A 6,805-nucleotide genomic window follows, 5' to 3' on the forward strand; every position below is an offset into this window, starting at 1 on the left:
CCAGATTGTCGCGCTACAGTAGCCAGACATTTAACCATGGCTCGATCCGCTATGCCTTCACGGTGCGCGATATTGTCGGGCTTTACCTGTCCCCACCAAATCGTTGTGCTCAGCGTTGCTGAAATGACTCAGATACAAGCACTCGACCCGAGCAACCGGTCTTTACCGATGATGCCTGGCGCACCGAAACGTCGCATGCACAGCTATGTGTGGCATGATACCATCACGCTTTTGGCCCAGTCGATGTCGCTTCCGGATTTGTCATCGGCAAATGCTACAAGTGCGATCAGGGCGGTCGAGTTCTTGAAGTCCTCAAGGGAGATCGACTCTCGAATCCCTGAGGGGTTCGCTGTCAATATCGTCATGGACAACTACACCGACGCCCAAGATCAAAGCGTGGCTCGCACGCCGGCCGCACTACGAGCACGGTCTCCAGCTGATGATCTGCCGTCAGCATGCCACAGTGCCGATGACCTGAGCCCCTGAACCTCCTCCAAGAATGGGTAGAATCCGTCACCAGAGGGGAGACGGAGATGAAGCAGTCGAGGTTCACGGAAGAGCGGATCATAGCGATCCTGCGGGAGCACGAGGCCGGATTGAAGAGCGGTGATGTTTGCCGCAAACACGGGATCAGCAGCGCAACGTTCCACAAATGGAAGGCCAAATACGGCGGGCTCGACGTGTCCGAGGCCCGTCGTCTGAAGATTTTGACCGACGAGAACGCGAAGCTAAAGAAGCTGCTGGCCGAGGCGATGCTCGACAACCAAGCGGTGGCTCACCTTTGTTCAAGTTTTGAGGTCAGTCAGCGGCGGGCGGGTGAAGTGATCGGGGCGGATCGGTCATCGGTGCGATATCTCAGTTTGCGGCCTGATGACGCTGCCATCCGATCCCGGGCTGCGTGAACTGGCGTCGGTTCGGCGGCGTTTTGCTATCGTCGCCTTCTTCTCATGCTCCGTGGCGAAGGCGTCCTGATCAATCACAAGAAGCTAAGGCGATTGTATGCGGAGGAGCGGCTTCAGGTTCGCCGGCGGGGCGGACGCAAAAGAGCGCTGGGAACAAGGGCTCCCCTGACGTTGCCGCAGGCACCGAACCAGCGCTGGTCACTGGATTTCGTCAGCGCCACGCTGACCGACAGCCGACGCTTCCGTATCCTGGCTGTCGTGGATGACTTCACCCGGGAATGCGTCGCACTGGTCGCCGACACGTCGTTGTCGGGGACGCGGGTGGGTCGTGAGCTCGATGCCGTGATCGCTCGACGAGGCCGCCCGATGATGATCGTCAGCGACAACGGAACCGAGCTCACTAGCATGGCCATCCTGCGCTGGTCGCAGCTCACGCAGATCGAGTGGCACTACATCATCACACCGGGCAAGCCGCAGCAGAATGCCTTCGTGGAAAGCTTCAATGGACGACTGCGCGACGAGTTGTTGAACGAGACGCTGTTCTCGTCACTCGATCACGTTCGCGAACTGCTTGCGGATTGGCAGGACGACTACAACACCGTTCGCCCGCATAGCGGGATCGGCAACCAACCGCCCTGCACCTATGCCAGGCTAACAGCGTCCGCAATGCAACAGGACGGGACGCTGCGCTGTGTCGAGGGCTCCGCGCCCCGTCCTGTTGCATCACCGAGCCGCACAGGCTCAAATGAGAAAAGGATTCCGCCCATCGCTGGATGAACTTTGGGGCTCAGGTCAGCCGCTCGATCGACGCACGGCTGACGATCGCGCCCTCGCGGCAGCGATGGAGAGACGACGCCCGCCGACTGGATGCGTGCATTATCTGTATCGCGGTTCGCGATATGCCTCCAGGTGGTATCGCGAAACACTGGCGTGCGCGCGCTCGTCGGCTCGATGGGGCGGCGTGGTAAACCGTACGACAACAAGGCGGATCGTATCCCTCCGTTGAGGGCCGCCTTGTTTGACGGACGCGAGCGCTGCAGGTCCTAGGGGTAATCCTAGGAGAAGCGCTATGACGATTTCGCGGGCAGAGGTGATCACATCGGTTGAGCGGCGGCGTCGGTGGTCGCAGGATGAAAAGGAACGGCTAGTTGCAGCATCGCTCGAGCCCGGAGCCACTGTTTCCGAGGTGGCTCGCATGGCCGGCCTTCATGTGAGCCAGCTGTTCAGGTGGCGCAAAGAGCTTTGTAAGCACAGTGAGACGAGTATAGCGCCGTTCGTGCCGGTCGAGATTGGGCCGTCTGTGCCGCCGCGGGATGTGGCCGAAGCGCCATTGACGACGGCGCCGGCGCGTCGACGGAGGAGCCAGGGCATCATCGAGATCGATCTTGGTAGCGGACACCGCATCCGGGTCGATGGCGACGTTGATGGAGACGCGCTGCGTCGAGTTCTCGATGCCCTGGTGCGCCGATGATCTCGGTTCCGACCGGCGCGCGAGTGTGGCTCGCGACAGGCTACACGGATATGCGCAGAGGCTTTCCGTCGTTGGCACTTCAAGTGCAGGAGGTGCTGCGCAAAGACCCGCTCAGCGGTCATCTGTTCGTCTTCCGCGGTCGCCGCAGCGATCTTGTAAAATTGATCTGGCACGATGGCCAGGGAGCCTGCCTGTTTACCAAAAGACTCGAGAGAGGAAAGTTCATCTGGCCATCGGTTGCCGGTGAATCAGTAACGATCTCTCCGGCGCAGTTGAGCTATCTGTTGTCCGGGATCGATTGGCGCAACCCTCAAGAAACCCATCGTCCGACGCGGGTCGGATAGCCGCTTTTACGGTTTGAATCTGCTGCTTGATCTGATTCAATGGCGTCATGATATCGAAGCCGGACGATCTTCCATCGGACCTTGCGAGTGCCCTGGCGGCGCTGCAGGCCGAGCGTGAGGCGCGGCTGCGAGCCGAGGCGGTGGCTGCCAGTGCGCGGGCGGAGCTGTCGGACAACGAGGCGCTGATCGCGCATCTCGAGCTGCGGATCGAGAAGCTCAAACGCGAACTGTACGGGCAGCGCTCCGAGCGCACGGCACGGCTGCTTGAGCAGCTGGAGTTGGAGCTCGAAGAACTCGTCACCACGGCGAGCGAGGATGAGCTTGCCGCGCAGGCCGCGGCGGCGAAGACGCAGAACGTCCGTCCCTTCATGCGCAAGCGGCCGGTGCGCAAGCCATGGCCGGATGACATCGAACGCGAGCGCGTCGTCATTGAGGCTCCAACGAGCTGCGCCTGCTGCGGTGGATCGCGGCTGGCGAAGATCGGTGAGGATGTAACCAAGACGCTGGAGGAGATCCCGCGCCGCTTCAAGCTGATCGAGACGGTACGCGAGAAGTTCACCTGCCGCGATTGCGAGAAGATCAGCCAGCCGCCCGCGCCGTTCCATGCCACGCCGCGCGGCTTCATCGGCCCACATTTGCTGGCGACGATCCTGTTCGACAAGTTCGGCATGCATATCCCGCTCAACCGCCAGAGTGCGCGCTTCAAGGCCGAGGGGATCGACCTGCCGTTGTCGACGCTGGCCGACCAGGTCGGCCACGGGACCTTTGCCGTCATGCCGCTCTTCCACTTGATCGAACGCCATGTGCTCGCGGCCGAGCGGCTTCATGGCGATGACACCACCATCCGTATCCTGGCGAAGGGCAAGTGCACGACCGGGCGGATCTGGACTTATGTGCGGGATGACCGGCCGTTCGCCGGGCCTGCGCCGCCGGCGGCGGTCTATTACGCCTCGAGCGACCGACGAGGCGCGCATCCCCAGAAGCATCTGGCCGCCTTCGCCGGTATCCTGCAAGCCGATTGCTACAACGGCTTCGAGCCGCTGTTCGACCCGCAGAAGAAGGTGCTGCCGATTACGCCGGCGTTTTGCTTTGCCCATGCGCGGCGAGGCTTCTTCGAGCTGGCTGACATCGAGAAAAATGCTCGGGAAGGTAAGAAGGGCAAACCGGTCTCTCCGATCGCGCTGGAGGCGGTCAGACGCCTCGATGCGTTGTTCGAGATCGAGCGCGCCATCAACGGCTGCGGCGCCGACGAGCGGCGCGCCGTGCGCCAGGAAAAGAGCAAGCCGCTTCTCGAGGACATGCACGCCTGGTTGCTGCGTGAGCGCGAAACCCTCTCGCGCTCCTCCGAGGTCCTGAAGCCGATCAACTACATGCTCAGGCGCTGGGACGACTTCGCCCGCTTCCTCGACGATGGCAGGATCTGCTTGACCAACAATTGTGCTGAGCGCGCATTGAGAGGCATCGCCTTGGGAAGGCGCAACTGGACCTTCGCTGGCAGCCAGCGTGGTGCCGACCGTGCCGCCATCATGCTGACGATGATCACGACCTGTCGCCTCAACGAGGTCGATCCCAAGGCCTGGCTCGCCGAGGTCCTCGCCCGTATCGCCGATCTTCCCGCGTCGCGCCTGCACGAACTGCTGCCCTGGGAATGGAAGCTCCTGCGCCAAGCCGATAAGCCCGCCGGTCAGCAGGCCGCCTGACCTTCACGCAAGCCATCATAGAGCTCGCCGTGCCCGCGCGCATGCGTCAATCAGGCGGTCTTCGTCGTATGCGTACGGCGGATCGCTTCATGAACCATGAAGATCGACGCGGTATATTCGATGGCGCACGGGACGTTCGAGGCCAAATATCGAGAAGCTTCCCGCTGCCTCGATGAGGTTTACGGCGGGCAATCATGACCGATTGCTCTCGGCTGTCTCAGTCGCAACAGTTCGGGGATCAGCACGCCCGGCAAAAGCGTCAAATCAGCCGCGTGACCTGTTCGGCCCAGCGGCCCACTCCAAAGAAGGGTCAACATTGGGACCGATTGACAGCACTGGAGCTTTCGCCGCAGTCACTGGCTTAGGCGAGGCATACGCGTCTGAAAGGAGCTTATAGCAACAGCACGCCTTTTCTTCGAGGCACTTGCGTTTATCTATTTGCAGCAAGCCACGCGTCTTGCGAATCAATCCCTGCTCTTCAAATCGGCTTAGCGTCTCAGTTACGCTGGCGCGGCGCAATCCCAAAGCAGAGGAGAGATAGTCATGGGTAACCGGAAGCACATGAGCATCAAGAGCATCGCTTGCCAAACAAAGCCAACTCGCTAGCCGCTTCTCGCGATCGTGACGAACCCCGCAGAGCGCGGTCTGAGCGCAATGCAAGCTCAGCGCTTGAATGTACCGGAAAAGATGTTCACAAACTTGAGGCTGCTGGTCTATTATCCGACGCAAATTCTCAACATGGATTCTGTGCGCACTTCCGGGAAAGAGAACAATAGATTGATGAGTCGAAACATGCCCTCCGACCAACAGCAAGGCACCGACCGCCCCTCGATATCCGATTACCGCTGTTTCTAGGATACTTCCGGCCACAGAAATTCTGAGCGACACAAGACCTGACTCAATGAAATAGACGTAGTCAGGACACCTTTTCGGCTCTTGCAGAGCCACACCCGCTTTCAGAACGATCGGCTCAAGGAACTCCCCTAGCGCGGCAAGGTCCGGCAGCGAGAGATTCGCCAAAATCTCGTTTTTGACAAAGGGCCGCGTGTTGGTGCGCACTGGACGGGTCCGGTAAAGGATTAGGTGGATGCCGGGTAGCCGATTGAGAACTGCGTCTCCAGAGCTACATGCGGTTCGAGGACGACAGGCCGATCATAGTCCCGAGTGTCACCGGATGTATGGGCACCTCGCTGACCACAAAAAAGTTGGTTGGTACTCTAAACAGATCTCCGGTCAAAATAACTGCAATAAACAGACGATTCAGATTGAATTCCGCGATTGATGGCTTTCTACGACGTATTTCAGCTATCGTCGGCAATGCGCGATCGAACCCAGTGGCATGCTTCGGTACCGCTAGCGCCAGAGTCCAAGAATCCTAGGCGGAGCGGCACAGCGTATTGATCGTCTGGAAAACACGGGTCTCCTGACGAGAATAGAGGCGATCAGTACTCGCGCTTCGGATTACGCAGCGACGTCTTGAGCTGGGTCAGATCGCTGGAGAAGAAGAATCGCGGAGAACGCTGACGTCATCTTACCATCAGCTACTCAGCCGAGGACGGGACTTCTTCCGGCGATTCGGCTAGCAGATCGATCCGGCAAATGTCGCTGCCTACACAACGATCTCCGCACGATTTGGACGCCGGCCGGAAGAGGCGCAACAACCGGCTTAACACGGCGATATCGGCATCGGCGGCAACTCGAGCGGCTCGATCGTTCAAAGCTCATGCACGAAAACGCTTCGCATTTCGGCAATCAGGCGCAGATTTTCGGCGACATGAGGCCCTACATCAAGGCACTTCTGCTCAGTTGGCCAGTACTATCCATTGTGTCCGTAGGCGGAACGAGGCGAGCGAACGAATGGCTCGTTTTTATTTTAACCTGGAAGGCAAGCAGAATGTCGACGACCCTGGCGGGTTGTCGTTCGAAAACGAGCTGCAAGCCTTCCGTGCGGCACAACGCCTAGCAAAGGACCTAGCGAGCGCTCAACCTCTGCTGCGGGGTACAACCTGCGTGGTCGTTACACGCAAGGACCGAGGTGAGTCCTATTACGTCAGCGTGTGACGGCGCCTCCAAATCGAACCTCTCGGCAACTTCTGATGCATCCGGGACCGCATAACTCCAGGCAGCGATCATATCGCGAGCTGGCAACCACGAGTCTTCGCCAAACCACTCCCTGTGGCTATCGCGACGAGCGCAAGCGCTCGCCCAGCGCTCCACTTCGCTGCGCTGCCATTTTGCCGCGCGCGCGATCGCGGCCGAACCCAAATGATCGAGCAGAACGACGACGAACCACGACTATCAACGCTGCTGATCATCCCGATTGCAATTGTAAGACGTTCCTGGGCAATTACTTGGGAGAACAAGGTGGCTAAGAGTCTGTCCGAGATC

5 protein-coding genes and 2 pseudogenes are annotated in these 6,805 nt (G+C 59.7%); 6 read left to right on the forward strand and 1 reads right to left on the reverse strand.

Features of this window, described 5'->3' with window-relative positions; all coding sequences use genetic code 11:
* The 5 genes and pseudogenes from FXB38_RS38590 to tnpC all read left to right on the forward strand — a co-directional run.
* Window positions 1–421 (forward strand): annotated as a pseudogene (locus FXB38_RS38590) (IS630 family transposase); the annotation flags it as partial.
* Window positions 422–533: 112 nt separating this feature from the next.
* Window positions 534–1,679: pseudogene (locus FXB38_RS38595) on the forward strand (IS3 family transposase).
* Between the two features lie 292 nt (window positions 1,680–1,971).
* Window positions 1,972–2,373, forward strand: coding sequence for an IS66-like element accessory protein TnpA (gene tnpA / locus FXB38_RS38600; protein ID WP_148756152.1), 402 nt, complete (start codon window positions 1,972–1,974; stop codon window positions 2,371–2,373).
* The gene (gene tnpB / locus FXB38_RS38605; protein ID WP_148756153.1) at window positions 2,370–2,717 is read left to right on the forward strand and encodes an IS66 family insertion sequence element accessory protein TnpB; all 348 of its coding nucleotides are present in this window, start codon (window positions 2,370–2,372) and stop codon (window positions 2,715–2,717) included. The genes tnpA and tnpB overlap by 4 nt, the downstream gene beginning before the upstream one ends.
* 47 nt (window positions 2,718–2,764) lie before the next feature.
* Window positions 2,765–4,417, forward strand: coding sequence for an IS66 family transposase (gene tnpC, locus FXB38_RS38610; protein ID WP_148756154.1), 1,653 nt, complete (start codon window positions 2,765–2,767; stop codon window positions 4,415–4,417).
* A gap of 264 nt (window positions 4,418–4,681) precedes the next feature.
* Here the strand turns inward: tnpC and FXB38_RS38615 are convergent, their stop codons facing one another.
* On the reverse strand, window positions 4,682–5,476 hold the full coding sequence (locus FXB38_RS38615; RefSeq protein ID WP_246230468.1) for a Crp/Fnr family transcriptional regulator: 795 nt from the start codon (window positions 5,474–5,476) through the stop codon (window positions 4,682–4,684).
* A 798-nt stretch (window positions 5,477–6,274) separates the two neighbouring features.
* Between FXB38_RS38615 and FXB38_RS38620 the strand changes: the two genes are divergently transcribed.
* On the forward strand, window positions 6,275–6,478 hold the full coding sequence (locus tag FXB38_RS38620; protein WP_148756156.1) for a DUF6894 family protein: 204 nt from the start codon (window positions 6,275–6,277) through the stop codon (window positions 6,476–6,478).
* Window positions 6,479–6,805: the final 327 nt, after the last annotated feature.

Origin of the sequence: Bradyrhizobium cytisi (assembly GCF_008123515.1) — a bacterium.
Taxonomy (GTDB): Bacteria; Pseudomonadota; Alphaproteobacteria; order Rhizobiales; family Xanthobacteraceae; genus Bradyrhizobium; species Bradyrhizobium cytisi.